Source organism: Winogradskyella sp. PE311 (genome assembly GCF_046545555.1).
Lineage (GTDB): Bacteria > Bacteroidota > Bacteroidia > Flavobacteriales > Flavobacteriaceae > Winogradskyella.
The window spans coordinates 1,298,825-1,321,267 of sequence record NZ_JBHZTH010000001.1; the positions used below are offsets into that span (position 1 = coordinate 1,298,825).

At 32.6% G+C, this 22,443-nt stretch carries 21 protein-coding genes; 11 read left to right on the plus strand and 10 right to left on the minus strand.

All coding sequences use genetic code 11. The annotated features are described in order from the left end of the window. The first annotated feature begins 24 nt into the window (after positions 1-24). Positions 25-759 carry a TrmH family RNA methyltransferase gene (locus tag ACFWU4_RS05440; protein ID WP_411125645.1) on the plus strand — a complete coding sequence of 245 codons (735 nt, stop codon included), beginning with the start codon at positions 25-27 and terminating at the stop codon, positions 757-759. On the opposite strand, the gene ACFWU4_RS05445 is transcribed toward ACFWU4_RS05440, so the two are convergent. Beyond that, a complete protein-coding gene (locus ACFWU4_RS05445; RefSeq protein ID WP_411125647.1) occupies positions 746-1,462 on the minus strand; it encodes a porin family protein in 717 nt (238 codons plus the stop codon). The two genes, ACFWU4_RS05440 and ACFWU4_RS05445, sit on opposite strands and share 14 nt — an antisense overlap. Position 1,463: 1 nt before the next feature. Further along, on the minus strand, positions 1,464-2,195 hold the full coding sequence (ubiE, locus tag ACFWU4_RS05450) for a bifunctional demethylmenaquinone methyltransferase/2-methoxy-6-polyprenyl-1,4-benzoquinol methylase UbiE (RefSeq protein ID WP_411125649.1): 732 nt from the start codon (positions 2,193-2,195) through the stop codon (positions 1,464-1,466). A 177-nt stretch (positions 2,196-2,372) separates the two neighbouring features. Here ubiE and trkA point away from each other — a divergent pair, with 177 nt between their 5' ends. From trkA to ACFWU4_RS05470, 4 genes are all read left to right on the plus strand, one after another. Next, a complete protein-coding gene (trkA, locus tag ACFWU4_RS05455; RefSeq protein WP_411125651.1) occupies positions 2,373-3,722 on the plus strand; it encodes a Trk system potassium transporter TrkA in 1,350 nt (449 codons plus the stop codon). Positions 3,723-3,743: 21 nt separating this feature from the next. Next, a complete protein-coding gene (locus ACFWU4_RS05460; protein ID WP_411125652.1) occupies positions 3,744-5,237 on the plus strand; it encodes a TrkH family potassium uptake protein in 1,494 nt (497 codons plus the stop codon). Positions 5,238-5,785: 548 nt separating this feature from the next. Continuing rightward, entirely contained in the window at positions 5,786-6,034 is a 249-nt protein-coding gene (locus ACFWU4_RS05465) for a hypothetical protein (protein WP_411125654.1), read from the plus strand. 125 nt (positions 6,035-6,159) lie between these two features. Further along, the gene (locus tag ACFWU4_RS05470) at positions 6,160-6,411 is read left to right on the plus strand and encodes a hypothetical protein (protein ID WP_411125656.1); all 252 of its coding nucleotides are present in this window, start codon (positions 6,160-6,162) and stop codon (positions 6,409-6,411) included. Positions 6,412-6,478: 67 nt separating this feature from the next. On the opposite strand, the gene ACFWU4_RS05475 is transcribed toward ACFWU4_RS05470, so the two are convergent. Both ACFWU4_RS05475 and ACFWU4_RS05480 read right to left on the minus strand, forming a co-directional pair. Further along, a complete protein-coding gene (locus tag ACFWU4_RS05475; protein WP_411125658.1) occupies positions 6,479-7,663 on the minus strand; it encodes a pyridoxal phosphate-dependent aminotransferase in 1,185 nt (394 codons plus the stop codon). Positions 7,664-7,694: 31 nt separating this feature from the next. Next, positions 7,695-8,789 (minus strand): fatty acid desaturase family protein, encoded by a 1,095-nt coding sequence (locus ACFWU4_RS05480; protein WP_411125660.1) that lies wholly within the window; start codon positions 8,787-8,789, stop codon positions 7,695-7,697. Between the two features lie 143 nt (positions 8,790-8,932). Here ACFWU4_RS05480 and rsmG point away from each other — a divergent pair, with 143 nt between their 5' ends. Beyond that, complete coding sequence (rsmG, locus tag ACFWU4_RS05485) at positions 8,933-9,559, plus strand: 16S rRNA (guanine(527)-N(7))-methyltransferase RsmG (RefSeq protein WP_411127232.1); 627 nt, start codon at positions 8,933-8,935, stop codon at positions 9,557-9,559. Between the two features lie 41 nt (positions 9,560-9,600). On the opposite strand, the gene ACFWU4_RS05490 is transcribed toward rsmG, so the two are convergent. Together ACFWU4_RS05490 and pruA are read right to left on the minus strand one after the other, a co-directional pair. Then, a complete protein-coding gene (locus tag ACFWU4_RS05490; protein ID WP_411125662.1) occupies positions 9,601-11,373 on the minus strand; it encodes a T9SS type A sorting domain-containing protein in 1,773 nt (590 codons plus the stop codon). 142 nt (positions 11,374-11,515) lie between these two features. Next, positions 11,516-13,141 (minus strand): L-glutamate gamma-semialdehyde dehydrogenase, encoded by a 1,626-nt coding sequence (gene pruA / locus ACFWU4_RS05495; RefSeq protein WP_411125664.1) that lies wholly within the window; start codon positions 13,139-13,141, stop codon positions 11,516-11,518. Positions 13,142-13,285: 144 nt separating this feature from the next. Between pruA and ACFWU4_RS05500 the strand changes: the two genes are divergently transcribed. Then, positions 13,286-14,293, plus strand: coding sequence for a DUF6695 family protein (locus ACFWU4_RS05500; protein WP_411125665.1), 1,008 nt, complete (start codon positions 13,286-13,288; stop codon positions 14,291-14,293). Here the strand turns inward: ACFWU4_RS05500 and apaG are convergent. From apaG to ACFWU4_RS05520, 4 genes are all read right to left on the minus strand, one after another. Beyond that, complete coding sequence (gene apaG, locus ACFWU4_RS05505; RefSeq protein ID WP_411125666.1) at positions 14,290-14,676, minus strand: Co2+/Mg2+ efflux protein ApaG; 387 nt, start codon at positions 14,674-14,676, stop codon at positions 14,290-14,292. The genes ACFWU4_RS05500 and apaG overlap by 4 nt on opposite strands. 51 nt (positions 14,677-14,727) lie before the next feature. Then, positions 14,728-16,113: a pyridoxal phosphate-dependent decarboxylase family protein gene (locus ACFWU4_RS05510; protein WP_411125668.1), complete on the minus strand. Its 1,386-nt coding sequence runs from the start codon at positions 16,111-16,113 to the stop codon at positions 14,728-14,730. Positions 16,114-16,180: 67 nt separating this feature from the next. After that, on the minus strand, positions 16,181-17,437 hold the full coding sequence (locus tag ACFWU4_RS05515) for a DUF5103 domain-containing protein (protein WP_411125669.1): 1,257 nt from the start codon (positions 17,435-17,437) through the stop codon (positions 16,181-16,183). Positions 17,438-17,488: 51 nt separating this feature from the next. Next, positions 17,489-18,265, minus strand: a complete 777-nt coding sequence (locus ACFWU4_RS05520; protein WP_411125671.1) for a DUF6090 family protein — start codon at positions 18,263-18,265, stop codon at positions 17,489-17,491. Between the two features lie 165 nt (positions 18,266-18,430). Here ACFWU4_RS05520 and ACFWU4_RS05525 point away from each other — a divergent pair, with 165 nt between their 5' ends. Genes ACFWU4_RS05525 through ACFWU4_RS05540 form a run of 4 tightly spaced genes read left to right on the plus strand, consistent with a single transcriptional unit; the run spans position 18,431 to position 22,393 of the window. After that, positions 18,431-19,780, plus strand: coding sequence for a Na(+)-translocating NADH-quinone reductase subunit A (locus tag ACFWU4_RS05525; RefSeq protein ID WP_411125673.1), 1,350 nt, complete (start codon positions 18,431-18,433; stop codon positions 19,778-19,780). Beyond that, entirely contained in the window at positions 19,780-21,006 is a 1,227-nt protein-coding gene (locus tag ACFWU4_RS05530; RefSeq protein ID WP_411125675.1) for an NADH:ubiquinone reductase (Na(+)-transporting) subunit B, read from the plus strand. Before ACFWU4_RS05525 ends, ACFWU4_RS05530 begins: the two co-directional genes overlap by 1 nt. Positions 21,007-21,008: 2 nt before the next feature. After that, entirely contained in the window at positions 21,009-21,758 is a 750-nt protein-coding gene (locus tag ACFWU4_RS05535) for a Na(+)-translocating NADH-quinone reductase subunit C (protein ID WP_411125677.1), read from the plus strand. A gap of 2 nt (positions 21,759-21,760) precedes the next feature. Next, the gene (locus ACFWU4_RS05540; protein ID WP_411125678.1) at positions 21,761-22,393 is read left to right on the plus strand and encodes an NADH:ubiquinone reductase (Na(+)-transporting) subunit D; all 633 of its coding nucleotides are present in this window, start codon (positions 21,761-21,763) and stop codon (positions 22,391-22,393) included. The last annotated feature ends 50 nt before the right edge of the window (positions 22,394-22,443 follow it).

Genomic DNA, 22,443 nt, shown 5'->3' on the forward strand with positions numbered 1-22,443 from the left:
GCTAACAAATGTAAAGACATTTTAATGTTATCAAAGAATCAAATAAAGTTAATTAAAAGTTTATCTCAAAAAAAGTATAGGCAACAACTTGGCTTATTTTCGGTAGAAGGTATAAAAGGCATTGAAGAGTTTTTAAACTCTCACTTTGAGTTAGAATCACTTTATACAACAAAGACTAAATTTAATGCGCCAGAATCTCAGGTAATTGTTGTTAACGCATCTGAGCTACAACGTATTTCTTCTTTGAAAAATCCAAATACAGCATTGGCTCTTTTTAAGATTCCGGAGTCGTTAAAGGTAGATACTGAAGGGTTAATAATAGCATTAGATGATGTTAGAGATCCAGGTAATCTAGGCACTATAATTAGACTTTGTGATTGGTATGGTGTTTCAGATATAGTCTGTAGTAGTAACACCGTAGACTGTTATAATTCAAAAGTTGTACAAGCAAGTATGGGTTCTTTGACACGTGTTAATATTACTTATTTAAATTTAGAAGATTTTATAGATAATCAGTGTAGAACTATTTTTGGCACTTTTATGGAAGGGGAAAATATTTATTCATCTAATTTGATAGATAAAGGAGTAATAATTTTGGGTAATGAAGCCAATGGAATATCTGAACAAATTCAGAAGAAAATAACTAAGAAATTAACTATACCGCAGTTTGGAACGATTAAAGAAACCGAAAGTTTAAACGTAGCTAATGCGGCTGCGATTGTTTTAAGTGAATTTAAGCGTCGTTCTATTGAAATGTAAAGTTTATAAAAACACCTCTAGTTTGCATTTTTGCTATGTTGCCTGTCCATGGACTATTAGGATCGGTATCTCTAATTATCTCATCATTAAAAGCAAAAATAGCACGTATTGATGGTGTAAATTTAAAGTATAGAAGGTAAAGATCTATACCAAATCCAAGTTCATAAAAAAAGGTGCCTTTTTTCATTCTAAATTCACCAGAACTATTATCGTCAGGATTATCTTGATTGCTAGATAGATTTAATGCTGTTGAAAAACCACCAAGAATAAAAGGCTTAAAATTATTTATGCGTTTTGTAGAAATTTTCAATAGTAAAGGGACATGTATATATGTAGATTTTACCTCTCTTAATAAGTCAGCATCATTAAATTCTGTTCCGTTGAAATAACTTTCATCATAACGTAAATTACGTGTTGTAAAGAAAACACCAGGCTCTAGTCTAAGATTCATAAAATCATTAATACGCATATCACCAACAAGACCTAGATGAAACCCAAAGGAGTCATCCACGAGAATATCTTTTAAATCTTCGTTATAATTAAATTTAAAGTCATATTGATTAAAACCAAGAAAATAGCCCCAGGATAAGCGCTTTTGATCAATATTATCAATGTTGTTCGCTACTTTCTCATTAGTGAATAATTGAGCAGATCCATTTTGAAATGCCAATAAAAATGCTAAAATGATTATGATTTTTTTCATATTACCCTTTAGATGCTGTATATATTGTTGCCACACCCATAGTTTGTGGTTTGTCTTCGACATTTATAAACCCAATTTTTCTTAAAATATTGTTTAAAACTTCACCATAAGGGAAAACCGAAGCCGATTCACTTAAATATTTATAAGCGACTCTATCTTTTGAGAATATTTTACCAATAGCTGGTAATATAAATTTAGAATATGTATTGTAGCCAAATTTGTAAATAGGATTTGTAGGTACTGAGGTCTCTAAAATTACAAATATACCGCTGGGTTTTAATACGCGTAGTATTTCGGCCAGCCCTTTCTCTAAATTTTCAAAATTTCTAACTCCAAAAGCAACTGTTATAGCATCAAAAGTATTATCACCAAAAGGTAAATCTTCAGAGTCGCCAATGACCATAGATATAATTCCGTCTAAGCTTTTGGATTTTATTTTTTGTCTTCCTACTTCCAACATGCCATCGCTAATGTCTAAACCAATAATTTCTTTAGCGCTTGTAGAAGTTAAATTAATTGCTAAATCACCCGTACCTGTTGCTATATCTAAAATATTTCCCGGACTCTTTTCAGAAACAAGTTTAACTACTTTATTTCTCCATTTTACATCAATACCGAAGGAAATTACACGATTTAGGCCATCATATTCTTTAGAGATAGTATCGAACATCTCTGTTACTTGAGCCTTTTTAGAAGCTTCACTATTCTTATATGGTTTAACTTTTTCAGCCATGAAAATTTTTTTGCAAATATACTGATTAGTTATAAGTACTTAAAGCTGTAAGACGTTTAAAGTTAAGAAGACTCTCGTTTTCTTCAACTTTAATCACTTTAAGCACTTCTTAGTATTTAACTTTAGTTACACTTGTAAGTTCTTAGTATATTTGCATGTCTATTTTAATAATAAACAATGAAGATAATTATCGCAGGTGCAGGAGAGGTAGGATTTCATTTAGCTAAATTATTATCTTACGAGTCTCAAGAGATAACGCTAATAGATACAAAGAAAGATAGTCTTACTTATGCAGGAGAGCATTTAGATATTAAAACTATAAAAGGGGACGCCACTTCAATATCTATTTTGAGAGAAGCTAGAATTGATACAGCCGCTTTATTTATAGCAGTGACGTCTTCAGAAACTACAAATATTACGGCCTGTGTTTTGGCCAAGCAACTCGGAGCGAAACGAACTATAGCCCGTATTTCTAATACAGAATTTATTGACGAAAAAGAAACCATTGGATTCTCTCAGTTTGGGATTGATGAATTAATTTCTCCAGAATCTTTAGCTGCTTCAGAAATTGAGTTACTACTTAATCAATATGGTTTTAATGATACCTATGAATTTGAAGGTGGTGCATTGACAATGTTAAGTTTGCGCCTATCTAGGACAGCTACGTTTGTGGGTAAAACGGTAAAGGAAGCAGCAGATATATATCCAGAGTTACATTTTATTCCAATTGCAGTGCAGCGCTATGGTACACAATATACCATAATACCAAGAGGAGATACACAATTTAAAGAAGGTGATAATGTTGTCTTTATGACCTCCAAAGGAGGGGATGAAGAATTGTTTGACCTTTCGGGAAAGGTTAAAGTAGATATAAAAAGTGTAATGATACTAGGTGGCAGTAAGATTGGGTATAAGACGGCAAGAGATCTGTGTGCAAGTAAGTTTAATGTAAAGTTGGTTGAAGGCAAAAAAGGTGTAGCTGAAGATTTAGCGGATAGATTACCAAATGCCTTGGTTATTTGTGGTGATGGCAGAAACGTAGAAATATTACAAGAAGAAAATATTTCTGATACAGATGCTTTTATTTCAGTAACAGGTAATTCGGAAACCAATATAATGTCATGTTTGCTCGCCAAATCAAAAGGAGTTAAAAAGACAATTGCATTAGTTGAAAATATGGATTATTATCAACTCTCTCAGTCTATAGGAATAGACACATTAATTAATAAGAAACTTTTAGCAGCAAATAATATATTTAGATATATAAGGAAAGGGGAAGTAGTAGCTATGACTAAGCTTACCAATATGAATGCAGAACTTTTAGAGTTTGTAGTAAAACCACATTCAAAAATTACAAATAAGTTAATTAAGGATTTAAATTTTCCTAGATCTGCTATTTTTGGTGGTGTTATTAGAGATGGTATTGGTCTAATTCCTTTGGGTAGTTTTAAAATTGAATCTGGTGATCGTGTCGTTGTATGTTGTCTACCACGTTCTATATCTGAAGTTGAAGCATTTTTCTCTTAGTAAGTGTACATTATGTCGCGAATGCATTTAAATTATAAAATCATTTTTCATTTCTTTGGGCTGTTATTGTTGTTTAATGGTGGTTTTATGATGATCGCTACTTTAATTAGCTTAATTTATAAAGACGGGGAAACCTTAAACCTACTTTCTGCAAGTTTAGTTACGCTTTTATTAGGTGTATTAGCTATGATTTTAACTAAGAACCATCGCAAAGAAATGAATAAACGCGAGGGTTATATTGTGGTTGCATTTGGCTGGATAGTGATGTCTCTGACAGGAACATTACCTTACCTAACTACTGAAGCAATCCCATCCTTTACAGACGCATTTTTTGAGACCATGTCAGGTTATACTACTACTGGAGCTAGCATACTAAATGATATAGAAGTTATTCCGGAAGGTGTGTTATTTTGGAGAAGTACGACACATTGGATTGGTGGCATGGGAATTATTGTTTTAGCTATTGCCATTTTGCCATTGCTCGGTGTAGGAGGAATGCAACTTTTTGCTGCAGAAGCTCCTGGACCTGGTGGTGATAAATTACACCCTAGAATAACAGATACTGCTAAGCGTTTATGGCTAATTTATTTCGGTTATACTGTGGCTGAAACTATCTTACTACAAGTTGCAGGTATGTCATTTTTTGACGCAATAAATCATGCATTAAGTACCTTGTCAACAGGCGGTTTTTCTACGAAAAATGCTAGTATTGCCTTTTGGAATGATAGTCCAGCCATTCAATATATCATAATATTTTTTATGTTTTTAGCTGGTACAAACTTTGTTTTAAGTTACTACCTCTTTAAGGGTAATGTACTAAAGATTGTTAAGGATGACGAATTTAAACTTTACTTTAAATTTATAGCAATATTTACAACTATAGCAGCACTTCTAATTTACTTTAAAGCAGATGTTTCTCAATCTTCTATAGCACATCCTATGGTCTTTGGTGAAGGAGAAAGTGCAATTAGACATGGTTTGTTTCAGGTCTTAGCCATAGTTACTACTACAGGATTTGTTACGGCAGATTACACAATGTGGACACCCTTTCTTATGGTTTTCTTTTTTGGACTAATGTTTTTAGGTGGTTCAGCAGGTAGCACGTCGGGTGGTGTAAAAGTAGTAAGACATTTAATCTTAATTAAGAATGGATTCTTAGAGTTCAAACGAGCATTACATCCAAATGCAATTTTACCTGTACGCTACAATACAAAATCTGTCTCAAAAGATATTGTGTTCAATATATTAGGATTCTTTATACTTTATATGTTGTCTTTTATAGTTGGTGCTCTTGTCTTTTCTATGATGAAAATTGACTTTGTTTCGGCAATTGGTCTTTCTGCATCTAGTCTTGGTAATGTCGGACCTGCTCTTGGTGATTTTGGACCAGTAAATAACTATGCGTCTTTGCCATCTTTAGGTAAATGGTGGGCTTCGTTTTTAATGCTCCTTGGACGACTTGAATTATTCACAATTCTAATATTATTGACCCCTTTTTTCTGGAGAAATCGATAAACAGCAATAGTTTTTTTGTTTAATACGTTGCATAAGTATATAATAATGAAATAATTATGCTAATTCATAAGTTCAAAAACTCAAAGGCTTATTTTATTTCATCTGTTTATAGTAAAATCTGTTTACTCAAAATAGACAAATTCTATCTGGTCTAGCTGATATACCACAATCTATTTTAAGTAACCTTAGTACATCTCAAAGTAATGGCCGGTTTATTGTCTCATTTTACAACATAACATTAGATTTTGTATTTCTCCAGATATTGGGTCTTTAAAATTTTATCTTTTGGTAGATAATCTTCTCGAATATCAAAATTTGGCAAAATCGCATAGTATCTTATTACAATTTGATCTCAATCTGGTATTTAAAAAAGACAAATAATTAAATTTTTAAGTTTTTTTAAAAATATTTTGAATTTTAGCTGGCCTATATTTCTACTGGTATTTTTTGGGTTTTACGGTGTAAACTCCCGATATAGTTGAAACACAGAGTGTAACATTTTTAATTATTGAACGTCTTATAAGCATAACCAATTAAATATATCAATCATGGAATTAGTATTAAATCAAAATTTAGAAACATTACCAGAACCCATTGCGGTAAATCATTTTACAACTCAAGGATTATTAAACTCTAATTACAAATCAGTTGTAAAGCAGAACTTTAGCAAGTCAACTACAAAATCAATATTTGGAATTAGACAACGCATAAAATCTTCTCAATTATATATGGTGAACCATACAGCTGTAATTTTAAAATTATCTGTTTTTGCCATGGTGTTAGTTGCCATATTTTAGAATTTAAAAACCACATATTCTGATCTTTTAACTGGCACTTTTAAAGAGTGCCTTTTATTTATGTTAACGCTCAATTAATTTGGATGATGGTAACCTCTTATATCTAATTTTAAAACCAAGAAATTATGCCATCAAATTCAATAAATATTATCAATTACAACAGGAAACAACTAGCTCAACGCGATAAGTTTGTTAATCGTCTAGGTGGTTATGGAAAAAATAGAAAACCTGAATATAACTTCCCTAAAGCATCTCCTAAACAATTAAGAGATATAAGACAGAAACTTAAAAAAGAAAATCAATTACTCTGGATAAAAATAATTGGGTTGTCAATTGTAATAATAATCGCTTTGGTTTGGATGCTTTTTGCATCATAATGAAAAAGCTATAACACAAAAGTTGTGTTATAGCTTTTTTAAATAAAGGCGATTGATAAAATTGATACTAACTTAACGCTAGTTTTATCCTTTTAATTGCCTCAATAATATTGTCTTGCGACGCTGCATAAGAAATTCGTATACATTCTGGATTACCAAAAGCTTCACCAGTTACAGTAGCAACAAGTGCTTCTTCTAATAAAAATAAAGACATATCAGAGGCATCATTAATAGTTTTACCTTTTATTGTTTTACCAAAATAAGCGGATATGTTAGGAAATACATAAAATGCCCCTTCAGGTTCGTTGGTTTTAAACCCTTCAATCTCTTCTAATAGACCCAATATAAGTTTACGTCGCGTTTTAAATTCATCAACCATATATTGCACGCTAGAGGCAGGTGCTTCTAGAGCTGCAATTACTGCACGCTGCGCTATGCAATTTGCTCCACTGGTGACTTGACCTTGCATTTTGTTACAAGCTCTTGCGATCCAATCGGGTGCTCCAATATATCCAATTCTCCAGCCCGTCATTGCAAACGCTTTAGATACTCCATTTACAGTGATCGTTCTGTCGTACATATCTTCAAATTGCGCCATACTATAATGACCACCAATGAAATTAATATGTTCATAAATTTCATCCGAAACAACATAAATATTTGGATATTTTATTAAAACATCAGCTAACGCTCTTAATTCATCCTTACTGTAAACAGACCCACTAGGATTACATGGAGAACTGTACCAAATCATTTTAGTATTTGGTGTAATCGACGCTTCAAGCTGTTCAGCTGTCATCTTAAAATCATTCTGAATATCTGTTTTTACTTCTACTGGTACACCGCCATTTAATTTTACAATATCGCTGTAACTGACCCAGTATGGACAAGGTAAAATAACTTCATCACCATCATTAAGCATTACAGAGGCAATATTAAATAGTGCTTGTTTTGCTCCTGTTGAAACAACGATTTGAGGTAGCTTGTAACTGAGATTATTATCGCGTTGAAACTTTGTGATTATCGCATCCTTAAGGTCTGCATAACCATCTACAGGTGTGTAACTATTGTAATTTTCGTTTACAGCTTTAATAGCTGCGTCTTTAACAAAATCGGGTGTATTAAAGTCAGGTTCCCCTAAACTTAGTCCAATAATATCTTTTCCCTCTGCTCTAAGCTCTCTGGCTTTTGCTGCCATGGCAAGGGTTGCTGAAGTCGATAGATTATTAATTCTATCTGAAAGTTGGTTCATGGTAATCAGTTATATTAAATATGCCATTGCATTATGCCATACTTGGCTTTTTGCCTAATTCTTTAAGTTGCTGATAATGCTCAGAAATAGCTGTCCAAATAGAATTATATTCGTTATATGGCAAACTAAACTCGTGGGCAGTTTCTCTTACTATTTTAGCTATGTTTTTATAATGTACATGGCTGATATTTGAGAATAAATGATGCTCAACTTGTCTGTTTAAACCACCAGTATAAAATTCTACAATCCAACTTTTAGGTGAAAAATTAGACGTTGTAAATAATTGGTGAATAGCCCAAGTGTTTTTCATATTACCATTTTCATCTGGTAACGGCATATCTGTATTTGGCATTACATGCGCAAGTTGAAAAATTACACTTAGAATCATACCTGCTGTATAATGCATAATTAGAAAACCAATTAATACTTGCCACCATGCATAACCTAAAGCTAAAGGTAGAACTACCCAGATTGAGTAATATAGTATTTTACCTATTATTAATTTGGTCCACTGTGTAGCGGGATTTGGGAAATCACCATAGGATAATTTTCTTTTAAGGTATTGGTAAGTTTGTTTGAAATCTGTTGTAATTGCCCAATTAACAGTCAATAGACCGTATAATAAGAAGGCATAATATTTTTGATACTTATGAATTTTCAACCATTTTGCATGTTTAGAAAAACGAATAATTCTTCCCGCATCTATATCTTCATCATGGCCTTGAATGTTAGTGTATGTGTGATGCAAAACGTTATGTTGTACTTTCCAGTTGTAATCATTTCCAGCTAATATATGTATGCTACTTCCCATAAGTTTATTAACCCACTTTTTACTAGAGAAAGAACCATGATTTGCATCATGCATTACATTCATACCAACTCCAGCCATACCTATTCCAATAACCATCATAGATATAATTTGAAGCCATGTGGGTACATCTACAGTTAGCAAAATAACTAAAGGTCCAAGTAATAATGTAAACATTATTATAGCTTTAATATATAGTTTCCAGTTACCGGTTTTTTTGATATTGTTTTCTTTAAAGTAGTTGTTTACTCGTTTATTCAGAGTTTTAAAGAACTTAGCCGAATCCGTTCTTGAGAATTTTAAGGTTTGTTTTGCCATTAATCAGATTTTTTTAGATATAACGTAAGGGATTAAAAAACATTATGACTGTGCCAAAGATAGTTAATAATTAAAATCGAACATATGAGAATACGATAAATTATACATGTTAAAATTAAGTATTTTTGGCAAAAAATAAAGTTATGGAGTTAATCCTTAAATATTTTCCAAATTTAACAGATATTCAGATTAGTCAGTTTAAAGCTTTAGAATGTTTATATAAAGATTGGAATACTAAGATTAATGTAGTTTCGCGTAAGGATATTGATGAATTATACCTGAGACATGTCTTACACTCTTTAGCTATCGCTAAGGTTATTTCCTTTGAAGATAATTCTTCAATACTAGATGTTGGAACAGGTGGTGGTTTTCCAGGTATACCTTTAGCTATTTTATTTCCTAATTGTCACTTTCATTTAGTCGATAGCATAAATAAGAAGCTTAAGGTTATAAATGCAGTGGCTGAATCAATAAAACTGACAAATATTAAAACAACCCATAGCAGAGTTGAAGCCATTGACGAGACGTATGATTTTATTGTGAGTAGAGCAGTTACGGCTATGCCAGAATTTACAAAATGGATTAAAGGTAAAATATCTAAAAAGCAACAAAATAAAATTAAGAATGGTGTACTTTATCTTAAAGGTGGAGATTTAACGGAGGAATTAAAACAATACAAAACAGTAAAGGCGTTTTTATTATCTGATTATTTTGAAGAAGATTTTTTTGAAACTAAAAAAGTTATTTATTTACCTTTAAAACATAAATAAAAAATAGCCCCTCGAAAGAAGGGCTTTTTTATTCAAAACATCTATTTAACTAAGAACTTAGCCGCAAAACTAGTATTATTTTCACTAGTAATATTTAGCAAATAAAAACCTGAATTTAAATTAACAGGAATTGTTGTTCTATTAGAAATAACCTGTGTGCTGCTAAATACAATTTTACCGGTAATATCAATAACATTTACGGTTGCATTAGAGTTATTGTTAGAGATTAAAACTATTTCATTGTCAATAGGATTCTTTTCTAACTTAAATTGAAGTTTCTCATTATTACTGATTCCTAATACAGGATTAAAGATTTCATCTAAAGCAAAAGTTACATTATTCTGTGTTAATTGAACATGTGGTTCGTTGTTATCCGGTAAAAATGTATTGTCAAAAGGCGTGTTATTTGTCGTAGCTCTTCCTGCTAAATCGATATTGTGAAACCAGTCGATATCATCGTTAGTAATTTCTAATGCCAATGCACTTACTGCTGGTATATAGCTAAATTTATCAATTTCTAATGCTGCAAGAAAATCTGCAGCTAAATCACCACCAGCAGTAATCTCTCCAGTTAATGCAGAAATATCAAATAATCCACCTGGTGCAGCGTCAACTCCATCAAAGTTTAATCTCTCTGAACTTGCAATAGATTCTACATCTGGAAAAACAGGAATTGGCGCGAAAAAACGACTTACTTGTGCAGGTGATCCAGCAGCTGGAGTCATATTTACATCTATTTCTACATCAATATCAACATTACCGAATGGCGTTGGTACAGATACAGGTATTACGGTACTAATTATTGTAAATCCATTACTAACAGTTGTTCCGCTATCGCCCATAGCGAAATAAGGATTGCCAATACCACTACCATTAATTATTGCAATATTTCTTGTGCCTTGAGGGAATCCATCGGTTGTGAGGCTATTAATATTACTGTCAAAAGTCACCCTAAATGGATGAGGTTCGGGTAATGTTGAATTAAACTCAACTAAACTCCCATCTGCCAAATGCGCATCTAAATGATCTATTAGTAATTGTCGTGATGCTGGTGACCTAAGAAGATCATCTATAATAGGCTGTACTTCTGGCACAGGATTGGTGTCATTAAATGCTAAATAGTTTAATTGATGTTGCAAACCAATAGGTATGTTGGCACCAAGATGAGGTACATCAAATGAAATATAGAGTCTCGTATCTGTATTTATATTTTCAGATTCCATATAGTTTAAAGCATATCTAGTAATTAAACCTCCCATACTTGGGCCGATAATCACATTTTGCTCAGGGCTATTTGTTGCTTTTGCAGTATTAATTACGTCAAGTAGCTCTACTAATATCATAGCGTTGCGTTCAATGAAATCAGCCCCGCCATTTACCAAAGTGCTACCTGCAGGAAAATCAGCTTCGTCAATTATCATATCACCATTGGTATCAGCTACATTGTCTATATTTAATAAAGAGTTGTCACTTAATCTTAAATATTCTGGAAAATTAAGAATTACAACATCAAAATCTTGAGCTCTAACTAAGTCTGCCAGATTATCATCTCCAGAAGTTCCTGTAAAATCGAGTAAACTATAAATACCTGCAATATCTCTAACATCTCCTGGGTCAAATCCATCTACAACTATTATCGGTTTGTCAAGAATATTATCGGCACTTAAAAAAATTTCATATTCACCTAAACCTGGATAAGTTGTAGTTTCTCCATAAGCAGATAAATCGGATACTTCAGTTGAAGTTATTGGTAAGACTTGGCCTGTTAGAAAAAGAGGCAACATTAATAAAGTATAAAAGTATTTTTTTTTCATAGCAGTAGATTCGAAATATTTAATGGAAAGATACAAAGTTTACATAATCATATTTGGTATTTAACTTTGATTTCTATTAAGTGCAAAAAAAATCCTTAAAAGTATTACTCTTAAGGATTTAGTTTTTCATAATTTAAATTTTTTAACCTAAGAAAGGATACCTGTAATCTGTTGGTGTTACAAATGTTTCTTTTATTAATCTTGGCGAAACCCAACGCAATAAGTTTTGAGCGCTACCGGCTTTGTCATTTGTTCCGGATGCTCTTGCACCACCAAACGGCTGTTGGCCAACAACAGCACCAGTAGGTTTATCATTAATATAGAAGTTGCCAGCTGAATTTTGTAATGCTTTAGTAGCCTCTTCAACAGCATAGCGGTCTCTAGATATTATAGCACCCGTTAATGCATACTCACTAGTTTCGTCCACTAGTTTTAATGTCTCAGAGAAAGCATCGTCTTCGTAAACGTATATGGTCATTACAGGACCAAAAAGTTCAGTGCACATTGTTGTATACTTAGGATTAGAAGTAACAATTACTGTAGGTTCTATAAAATAACCTTTAGATTTGTCATAACCACCACCAATTATAATTTCCGCATCACTATCTGCCTTAGCGCCATCTATATATTTTGCTAATTTATCAAAAGAGCTTTCGTGAATTACAGCCGTAATGAAATTGCTCATATCTTCAGGAGAACCCATTTTAAACGATTTAATATCCTCTATTAGATAGTTCTTTACATCTGCCCATATGCCCTTTGGTATGTAAGCCCTAGATGCTGCACTACACTTTTGACCTTGAAATTCAAAGGCACCGCGAGCAATGGCTGTTGCTACTTGTTTAGCGTCTGCTGTTTTGTGAGCCACAATAAAATCCTTTCCACCCGTTTCCCCAACAATTTTAGGATAGGTTTTATAGTTATGAATATTGTTTCCAATCTGTTTCCATAACTCTTTAAAGATAAATGTAGAACCCGTAAAATGTAATCCTGAAAAATCTGGACTTGCCATAACAGTGTTTGTAATCATAACAGGATCACCAAACACAACATTTATTACGCCAGCTGGGACACCAGCTTCTTCAAAGACATCCATAATTACTTTTGCGGAATAGACTTGGCTATCGCTTGGTTTCCAAACGACAACATTACCCATTAAGGCCATGCAAGCTGGTAAATTTCCGGCTATAGCAGTAAAGTTAAAAGGTGTAACTGCATAAGTAAAACCTTCAAGAGGCCTGTATTCAACTCTGTTCCATGCATCACTGGTACTTTCTGGTTGTTCCATATAAATGTCCGTCATAAACTGAACATTAAATCGTAAGAAATCTATAAACTCACAAGCCGCATCAATTTCAGCCTGATGTACTGTTTTAGATTGTGCAATCATTGTTGCAGCATTAATCTTAGCTCTGTAAGGACCAGCAATTAATTCAGCAGCTTTTAAAAAAATACCTGCACGTTGTTCCCATGGCATTTGCGACCAAGATTTACGTGCTTCTAATGCAGTAGTAATTGCATCTTCAACATGACTTTGTTCTGCTAGGTGGTATTCGCCAACACTATGTTGGTGATCGTGTGGAGGTGACATCGTTCTAGTATTCCCTGTTTTAATAGCCTCTCCGTTAATGTATAAAGGAACTTCAACTTTGCTATTAAACATTGCTTTGTAAGTGTCTTGTACTGCTTTACGTTCTGGTGATCCAGGTGCGTAAGATTTCACAGGCTCATTGACTGCAATAGGCACATTAAAGAATCCTTTTCCCATAATATATTTAGTTTTTTAGTTTAAATTTTGAAAATGCGAAGGTACAATATTTATAAGAAATTATTTATTAGAAACGTTATAGTTGTGTGAAGATTACATCTATATTTTTTTGTAAGTTGCCGTCTGAATTTCGACAATTGTAGTATGTCAAAAAATGATGCATTTATTTTAACCCTCGCTTATCCTGAAACAATTGTGTCTCATGCAGAAGAGTGGTATTCTAGGTTTTTACGTTTTCTTTTTGTAGGAAATAAAAAGCACGTTAGAGCTGGCCACGCTGCTTTGGTCTTAATAAATAAAGTAACAGGTGTTTTAGAATATCATGACTTCGGACGTTACATAACATCATCTCCAAATGGAAGAGTACGTGGAAGAGAAACAGATTTTGAATTAAATTTTCCAATTACTGCTATAATAGAAAATGATAAAATTCAAAACTTGGATGAGATTTTAAAATTCTTAGCAACACATCCCAAATTAACACATGGTGATGGTGATTTATATGCTTCAGTTTGCAATACAACAAATTACAATTTAGCAAGAACTCACATAGCTGATATGCAATCTCAGGGTTTTATAAGATATGCAGCTTTCGCTAAAATCGCTTGCAATTGTGCACGCTTTGTAACTGATACTTTAATTGCCTCGGTAACTGATTTGAAAATTAAAAAGCATTTAAAAAACTCTAAGTGGTTTACGCCAAGCACAATTGGTAATGTGGTAATTGCCGATACAGAAAATTTTGTTTACGTAGTTTCTGATAAAGGAGTCATTAAAGAATTTGATTCTTCGGTCAGTAAAGAAAATAGACGTCTTTTCTTAGATGTGCTTAAAGGTTATAACCCTAGTTTAGTTGGAACACTAGAGCCGAAAGAGAATGATGATAAATCTGAGCACGCACAATGGCTTGGTGGTATAGCTGCTGGTGCTTGGTTTGAATTGTATAGTTTAGACAGCAAATCAGAATACAGATTTAGACGTATTTCGCCATATGGAAATATAGATTGCGATGGGATTTATATGGTGAATGATGAGAGTTTTGATATTAATAAAAAATATCAGTTTGTACATTACTCTAACTGCTTGTTCTTTCAAATAGAACAAAATTCTAAAGCATATAAATTTGATTTTATAAAAAACCTAAAAGGCTAATTAAGGGCAAAAGGAGCACTTAATTTAAAAGAAGGAATATAAACTTTAAACTTATTAGTTTTGGTAAAATTCACCATGTTATAATGACCTTGCATTGCTCCAAAAGGCGATGTTAACAAACATCCAGAATTATAAGTATGAGACTCTCCAGGTTTTAAAACTGGCTTTTTACCAATAACACCTTCACCTTCAACAATCTCTTCATTATTTAAAGCATCTAGTATTTTCCAATGTCTAGAGTTGAGTTGGACAGAGTCCTTACTTTGGTTTTCAATAGTTACTTTATAACCAAAAGCAAAGTGCACTTTATAATTTTTATAAAATGTACCTTCAAAATTAGTTTCTACAGATATTTTAATCCCGCTTGTAACTTGTTGTACCATTAATCCTTGATAATTCTATGCTAAAGTAACATTATTTTTGAATTGAACCTTTTAAATTCGGTCAATTGACTCATATTTTAACATATGTTCATTTACAAATACTTCTAAGGTTTTAAAAAACCTAAGTATATCCTCCTTCTCTATTAGACTGTTTATTGTAACCATCCTTACAAATTCGATATCATTAAATTTACCGAACCCAACCATTAATTCCGAATTTTCATATAATGCCGTACATAATTCTTTAGCAGAAATTCCCTTATAGTTAAAACAAACTGAGATAGAGTCTTTAAAACTATATAACGTGTAATCTTCATTTTTATTAATATAGTCTATTGCTATTTGAGCCATTTCAAATTGTTTGTCTACAATCTTTTCTAGACCATTAGTACCAACTGACTTCCATAAGGTCCATATTTTTAATGCATCATTACGTCTTCCGCACTGCATTGATGTTTTACCTAAATTAAAATCATCACCATCGGTTTGGTATAAATAATCAGCTTCATTAGAAAATGAATGATATAATTGTGCTTTGTGTTTTGTAATAATTATTGAGCAACTCAGAGGTGTGCCAAGCATTTTATGTGCATTAACGCTAAATGAATCTGAGTGTTCTAATCCATTTATTAAGTGTTTGTAGTTTTGGCTAAAAATAACTCCACCACAATATGCACCATCTACATGAAGCCATAAATTATGGGCTTTACAGACCAGGCTAATTTCACTGATGTTATCAAATGCTCCGAGTACAGTTGTACCTGCGGTAGCATTTACAAAGAAGGGTTCAAAACCATTAGACAAATCCTTTTTAATCAATGTATCTAAATGATCTGCTTGCATTTCTCCTTTTTTATTAGTCTTTACAAGTCTTACTTGATTTCTGCCGATACCTGTTAAAGCAGCGTTTTTTGAAATAGAATAGTGTGAAGCTTCAGAAGTGTAAAGAGTCATTTTAGATAATACTCCGTCTGTTCTAATTGATTCATTTTTATGGTCTCTAGCCATAATCAAAGACATCATGTTACTCATAGAACCACCTGGGGCAAATGTACCATCACTGTTTTTTGGGTAGCCAGCTAAATCACAAATATTCTCCAATACTTTCTTTTCTATACCAACTTGTGGTCCTGCTACTTTATAGGTATACATGCTATTGTTAAACATAACAGCTAGTAAATCTCCAAGTGCTGCTTTGCCGATTCTGCCACCAAATAATTGATTAAAAAATGATCTGGAAGCAGTCTTTGGTGTACGCTTTATGATTTGTTTTAAAATTGTTTTTAAATCACTATCAACTAAGCCATTGGCTTGTAATGATAGGTCTAATTTGTCGAATAATTCTGAAGTTGGTATAGGTTGAGCAACCGGTTGATTTTTTTCAGCATCAAAGAGAATGTCGCATAACTCAGAAAATAAGGCAATATCGTTGTGCATTTCAATAAAAATTTGAGATGGTAAGTTAAAAAGAAATTTAGTCTAAATAGTGAAAAAACTTACAGAATTAATTAGATATATTTACTGAGGTTGACTCTCCATAACCTATTAATCTATCGAAACGTGCTCCTAGATCTCTGTAATAGACCAAGACTTTATAGTTGTTTTCGGTTTGCCAATAGTCACCACTTATGGCGCCTTCATCTAATTGACCTGTTTTTTTGTCTACAACGACATGCTTGTAGTTATAGAAACCCTGTTTTAGGCGCATACTAGTCTCGTATTTACCGCTTTCAGAATTAAATGACATTTTAGTTAATGGTTCAATAGCAAAAGCATTGAAGTTGCCATAGATGTGAATGTCTTTATCCTTTAATTCTGGTTGTAATAGAGAAAAATGAACCATTGTATAGTCCGCTTCAATATCAATATTTTCTACACGTTCATTTGCAGTAATTTGAAAGTTTCCGTTTAAATCAGGATTATATGTATAAGGTCTTCCTGTTCGAGGTGAATTAGTAAATAAGTAACTTTGATAAATGTCTTTTAAATCAATAAATTGAACACCAATATTAGAAGTTCTAACATCCCTATTTTCAAAATAAAGGTATTCATTACCTCCCCAAAATGCAGACTCGGTATCATACCTGTAGATAAGTTCATTTCCTAATGTGTATTGTGGTTTTAAGTCATCAATAGAAGTATTTAAATTATTATTCTGAATAATGAGAGTTTTAATAGTCTCAAGCGGATTATTAAAATTTATACTATTTGTGGCAATAACTAAATCAACAGATTGTTTTTCCGCAATAACTTTTACGTCTCTAGAGCGTTTTACTTTTGCACCAACATTAACCAAATCTTCATAAACCATAAATTTTCTACTAAACATGAGTTCATCATAATCATCGTAAATAGAAATCATATAATTTCCGCTTTTTAATAATTTTCGGGTCTGAATATTTGGTATTTGAAGTTTGTAATGCGAATAGACTTGATAGGTGTTAAACGAATTATAGTATTCTAAGATGCGTTGATTATCTAAGCCTTTTAAGTATTCACCTTTAGCTAAAACAGACGGAGTCCAATCAAAATTAAAATGTTCTATAACATAATAAAAGTCTTCTTCATTAGCGTTAAGGGCATCAAATTCTAAAATTAAAGGTTCACCCAATCTTAAAATAGGTAATTGACCTTGGGTGGTATTACTTTTAAACTTAATTGTTTTTATAAAATCTGGAGCAGCAACTTCTTCAACTTGAGAAACTAAAATTGTCGGTATTAGTAAAAGTAATAGGAGGCTGTAAAAGTTCTTTTTCATCATTAAAAGTCTGTAGTGTATAAAGGTAATCAAAATCTATGCCTAAGCATAATACTACTTTTTATTTAGCTCTTTGTTTATAATAGATAAGATTGCATTTGTTTGATCTAACATTAATTGTTGTCTTGTTATTCTATTTTCTTCTAATATGGATTTTAAATATAGATTCCCGAAATAACGGTTTTTTGAAAAAAAAGATTCAGAAATTTCAGCAGATTTAATTTGTCTTGGTTTATAATTCAAGCGATCTCTAAATTTGTTACTGGCTATTTTAAGAATAAAATCTGACGTATCGTCTATGAGTTTATCTAATATTTGCATTGAAATTTCATGATCTTCAAATCCAGATTCTAAATCTGCAGAAAACTGTGCTAACAGATGCCTTAAATCTTCATTTTGAATTAAATCAATTTTCCCTGCGCTTATTAAAGACTTGTAGGCTCCTGTAACTGGTTCTGCTCTATACCAAGATGTACCATAGCTAATTAGGTAATCTAAAGAATCTAAATTTTTATCTAAGTATTCAAAATCTTTTGGGTCTTGACGTTCATGAATGTCTATTAAAACTTGACTATAGTCCATAACTTTATTTTGCATCACCATAGTTTCTTCAATTCTCTTTTTTGAGTCTTCAAAATCACTATTTAAAGCAGTTAGAATTTTTACCTCTTCATTTGTAGCTTTGCGATTTTCATTCCAGGTATTAATCTGAAGAGCAATTAAAATTCCAATAACCACAAGGATGATTTCGCCTAGTGCATATTTAAAATAACGTTGTGTTTTGTTTTCGTTCAGTGTTTTTTTTCGGAATTTTCGAAATAATTTAATCATATCCAATAATAGCTAACGGTGTTTAAAGATAACTATTAATGTCTCAGCCTATCCATTTAACTTATTTATAACCACTATAAATAAAAAAGATGTTTTAATATGAAAAATATTTAATCATTAATTCGTAAATTTGCATCGATTTTTAGATAACTAATCTTTAATTATATGTCAAAAGACATCAGAATAAAAAAGGGTTTAGATATAAAGCTAGTTGGCGAAGCTGAGCTAGCTACAGAAAATGCTATTATTAGCAATTCTTATTCTATAAGACCTGAAGATTTCCATAGTATTATTCCGAAATTAGTTGCAAAAGAAGGTACGCATGTTAAGGCAGGTGAAACTTTGTTTTACAATAAGGACAATGATGCTATGAAGTTTGTTTCGCCAGTTTCTGGAGAGATTACGGAAGTACAACGTGGACCTAGACGTCGAATAGACGCTATTAAAATCAGTGCTGATAAGGAACAGAAGTACATTGACCATGGTAAATTTGATTTAACTGCTGACGCAGAAAAAATGAAATCACATTTATTAGTTTCTGGTTGTTGGGCTTTTATTAAGCAACGTCCTTATGATGTTGTTGCAAAAGCAGATAAAACACCAAAAGCAATTTTTGTTTCGGGTTATGCAAGTGCGCCTTTAGCCGCTGATTTAGACTATACTTTAGCTGGTAAAGAAGCTGAGTTACAAGCCGCTGTTACTGCTTTATCAAAATTTACAGATGGAGGAGTTCATATTTCTGTAGGAAGTTCAAATTCACCATTGTCCAATTTAGATAATGCGACTACTTACAAAGTATCTGGACCGCATCCTTCTGGAAATGTCGGTACTTTAATTAATAAAGTAAGCCCAATAAATAAAGGGGAAGTAGTTTGGACTGTTAATGCACAAGATTTGGTAATAATAGGTGAGTTGCTTTTAACAGGTAAATTTAATGCTGAAAGGGTATTAGCTCTAGCTGGTTCTTCTGTGAAAAAACCAAGATATTTTAGAACTAAAATTGGATCTGAAATCTCTACTATGGTTTACGATAATGGTGTAGAACAAGATGGTAATGACCGTATTATTTCTGGAAATGTCTTATCGGGTAAGCATGTGCAGCCAGATGGTAATTTAGATTATTACAGTAATGTAATTACCGTAATTCCTGAGGGTGATGATTACGAGTTTTTTGGCTGGAATAAACCAGTTTTCGATAAGGTATCTACTTCTAGAGCGCTGACATTTTCTTGGTTAACACCAAAAAAGAAGTTTGCTTTAAATACAAATACAAATGGCGAGCATCGTGCATTTGTAACTACAGGAACTTACGAAGAAGTGTTTCCGTTAGATATTTACCCAATGCAGATTTTAAAAGCTTGTATGTATCAAGATTTAGATGAAATGGAAGCTTTAGGGATGTACGAAGTTGCACCAGAAGATTTTGCATTAACTGAATTTGTATGTGTATCTAAACAACCACATCAAAAAATTATAAGAGAAGGATTAGACTTAATGCTAAAAGAGATAGGATAATGGGTTTAAAACAAAATTTACATAATTTTAAAGAGAAGAATAAAGACAAAAAATGGCTTCCAGGTTTTAATGCCCTTTTTACGTTTTTATATATGCCAAATGAGACCACTCATAATGGGACTCATATTAAGGCAGCAGATGATTTAAAGCGTACGATGAATACGGTAATCATGGCATTAGTACCATGTTTAATATTCGGTATGTATAATGCAGGTTACCAGCATTATTTAGCACAAGGGTTAATAGAATCGGCTGACGGAATCTTAGGTTCTTCTTTTTGGACCTTAGACAATTTAATTATTGGGCTTTGGAAAGTATTACCGCTTGTAGCCGTATCTTATGGAGTTGGTTTAGCAGTAGAGTTTGTATTTGCAATTATTAAAGGTCACGAAGTAGAAGAAGGGTATTTGGTAACAGGTATGTTAGTGCCTTTAATAGTTCCGATTGATATTCCTTTATGGATGTTAGCAGTAGCAGTTATCTTTGGTGTTGTTATTGGTAAAGAGGTTTTTGGTGGAACAGGAATGAATATTCTTAATCCAGCATTAACGATACGTGCATTTTTATTCTTTGCATATCCTACTTGGATGTCTGGAGATAAAGTATGGGTTCATGGAGCTGTTGAGCGTGATCAAGCGATTGCAGCAGGTCAGAATTTAGATGCTATATCTGGAGAAACCTTGCTCGGTGCCTATGCTCAAAATAGTTCTTTAGCCGGAATAGATTATTGGGATATGTTTTGGGGAATCATACCAGGTTCTGTTGGTGAGACTTCAAAATTTTTAATTATTATAGGAGCTCTTTTCTTAATATTCACCAAAATTGGAAGTTGGAGAATTATGTTAAGTACTGTTGTAGGAGCCTTAGTTATGGGGCTAATATTTAATGGAGTAGTGTCTGCAGAATGGATAAGTGAATCAAGTAAATTTTACGGATTAATGAGTGTTCCGTTTTGGCAACATTTAATCATAGGAAGTATACTTTTTGGTGCAGTTTATATGGCAACAGATCCTGTGACGGCATCACAGACTAATAAAGGAAAATGGATATATGGTTTCTTAATCGGATTTATATCTATTATGATACGTGTTTTCAATCCAGCGTATCCAGAAGGTGTATTCCTAGCGATTTTACTAATGAATGTTTTTGCACCAACCATTGACCATTATGTGGTACAAGGTAATGTAAAGAAAAGAATGAAACGTGTAAAAGTTAAAGCAGCTTAATCATGGAAAAAAGAACAGATAAAAATTCTTACACTATAATTTTTGCCATAGGAATGGTATTAGTAGTGGGAGTCATTTTAGCAGGTTTATTTGGTTTTACAAAACCACTTATTACTCAAAATGAAGAAATAGAGAAGCAACAAAACATTCTTTATGCAATGGGTGTTAATGCTAATGAAGGTACAAGTGCAAATTTTGTTTCTACCGAAGACGCGCCAAAACTTTTTCAGCAATATGTAAAAACACAATTGGAAGTGCAAGATGGTAAGGCGATTGAAAATGACCAAGCCTATCTGATTGATGTTAAAAAACAACAATCAAGAGCTAAGAATGGCGAAACTAGACGTCTACCATTATTTATTGGAGAAAAGGATGGTAAGAAATTTTATATAGCACCAATACGAGGTAAAGGCCTGTGGGATGCTATTTGGGGTTATGTAGCTTTGGATGCAAATATGGTTGTCCAAGGAGCCTATTTTGATCATAAAGGTGAGACACCAGGTTTAGGCGCTAATATTAAGCAACGTTATTTTATGGATGATTTTATAGGTGAGCATTTATTATCTGAAGGTGGTGCCTTTAAAGGTATAACTGTTGCTAAAGGAAATGCAGATCCTAAAAATGAAGATAAAATGGATAACGAAGTAGATGCTATTGCAGGTGCTACAATAACTGGTGATGGTGTTTCAGCAATGATCAAAAAAGATCTTAAGTTGTATTTACCTTACTTCGAAACTCTAAAAAGTAAATAATTATGGGAAAAGACAGTAGATTAATATTAGACCCATTAACGGATAATAATCCTATCACCATTCAAGTATTAGGTATTTGTTCGGCATTAGCAATTACAGCAGAATTAGAAGCTTCTATTGTAATGTCTATATCAGTGTTGTTTGTAATGGGAGTAGGTAATGTCGTTATTTCCTTAATGCGAAATATCATACCTTCAAAAATTAGAATTATTGCACAATTAATTGTTGTAGCCACTCTCGTAATTATTGTGGATTTAGTTCTTAAAGCCTACGCTTATGAGTTAAGTAAAACACTTTCAGTATTTGTAGGTTTAATCATTACTAACTGTATTATCATGGGACGTTTTGAAGCTTTTGCTTTAGGTAATGGTCCATATAGATCTTTTTTGGACGGTATTGGTAATGCTTTAGGATATGCAGTAATTCTTATTATCGTTGGTTTCTTTAGAGAGTTATTAGGTTCTGGTACTCTATTAGGAATTCCTGTTTTGGGAGACCCTATCGAAAAGACAGGATTATACAGTATTGGTTATGAGAATAATGGATTTATGTTATTATCGCCAATGGCACTTATAGTAGTAGGTATTATAATCTGGGTACAACGTAGTAGAAATAAAGATTTAATAGAAGACTAAAACTAGTTGATGGTTAATAGTTGGTTGTTGATAGTATTCACCAACAACTA

What these genes read in the sequence shown, in the direction of transcription:
- ACFWU4_RS05440 (WP_411125645.1), top strand. Translation starts at nt 25, where the DNA reads ATGTTATCAAAGAATCAAATAAAGTTAATTAAAAGTTTATCTCAAAAA.
- ACFWU4_RS05445 (WP_411125647.1), bottom strand. Translation starts at nt 1,462, where the DNA reads ATGAAAAAAATCATAATCATTTTAGCATTTTTATTGGCATTTCAAAAT.
- ubiE (WP_411125649.1), bottom strand. Translation starts at nt 2,195, where the DNA reads ATGGCTGAAAAAGTTAAACCATATAAGAATAGTGAAGCTTCTAAAAAG.
- trkA (WP_411125651.1), top strand. Translation starts at nt 2,373, where the DNA reads ATGAAGATAATTATCGCAGGTGCAGGAGAGGTAGGATTTCATTTAGCT.
- ACFWU4_RS05460 (WP_411125652.1), top strand. Translation starts at nt 3,744, where the DNA reads ATGCATTTAAATTATAAAATCATTTTTCATTTCTTTGGGCTGTTATTG.
- ACFWU4_RS05465 (WP_411125654.1), top strand. Translation starts at nt 5,786, where the DNA reads ATGGAATTAGTATTAAATCAAAATTTAGAAACATTACCAGAACCCATT.
- ACFWU4_RS05470 (WP_411125656.1), top strand. Translation starts at nt 6,160, where the DNA reads ATGCCATCAAATTCAATAAATATTATCAATTACAACAGGAAACAACTA.
- ACFWU4_RS05475 (WP_411125658.1), bottom strand. Translation starts at nt 7,663, where the DNA reads ATGAACCAACTTTCAGATAGAATTAATAATCTATCGACTTCAGCAACC.
- ACFWU4_RS05480 (WP_411125660.1), bottom strand. Translation starts at nt 8,789, where the DNA reads ATGGCAAAACAAACCTTAAAATTCTCAAGAACGGATTCGGCTAAGTTC.
- rsmG (WP_411127232.1), top strand. Translation starts at nt 8,933, where the DNA reads ATGGAGTTAATCCTTAAATATTTTCCAAATTTAACAGATATTCAGATT.
- ACFWU4_RS05490 (WP_411125662.1), bottom strand. Translation starts at nt 11,373, where the DNA reads ATGAAAAAAAAATACTTTTATACTTTATTAATGTTGCCTCTTTTTCTA.
- pruA (WP_411125664.1), bottom strand. Translation starts at nt 13,141, where the DNA reads ATGGGAAAAGGATTCTTTAATGTGCCTATTGCAGTCAATGAGCCTGTG.
- ACFWU4_RS05500 (WP_411125665.1), top strand. Translation starts at nt 13,286, where the DNA reads ATGTCAAAAAATGATGCATTTATTTTAACCCTCGCTTATCCTGAAACA.
- apaG (WP_411125666.1), bottom strand. Translation starts at nt 14,676, where the DNA reads ATGGTACAACAAGTTACAAGCGGGATTAAAATATCTGTAGAAACTAAT.
- ACFWU4_RS05510 (WP_411125668.1), bottom strand. Translation starts at nt 16,113, where the DNA reads ATGCACAACGATATTGCCTTATTTTCTGAGTTATGCGACATTCTCTTT.
- ACFWU4_RS05515 (WP_411125669.1), bottom strand. Translation starts at nt 17,437, where the DNA reads ATGATGAAAAAGAACTTTTACAGCCTCCTATTACTTTTACTAATACCG.
- ACFWU4_RS05520 (WP_411125671.1), bottom strand. Translation starts at nt 18,265, where the DNA reads ATGATTAAATTATTTCGAAAATTCCGAAAAAAAACACTGAACGAAAAC.
- ACFWU4_RS05525 (WP_411125673.1), top strand. Translation starts at nt 18,431, where the DNA reads ATGTCAAAAGACATCAGAATAAAAAAGGGTTTAGATATAAAGCTAGTT.
- ACFWU4_RS05530 (WP_411125675.1), top strand. Translation starts at nt 19,780, where the DNA reads ATGGGTTTAAAACAAAATTTACATAATTTTAAAGAGAAGAATAAAGAC.
- ACFWU4_RS05535 (WP_411125677.1), top strand. Translation starts at nt 21,009, where the DNA reads ATGGAAAAAAGAACAGATAAAAATTCTTACACTATAATTTTTGCCATA.
- ACFWU4_RS05540 (WP_411125678.1), top strand. Translation starts at nt 21,761, where the DNA reads ATGGGAAAAGACAGTAGATTAATATTAGACCCATTAACGGATAATAAT.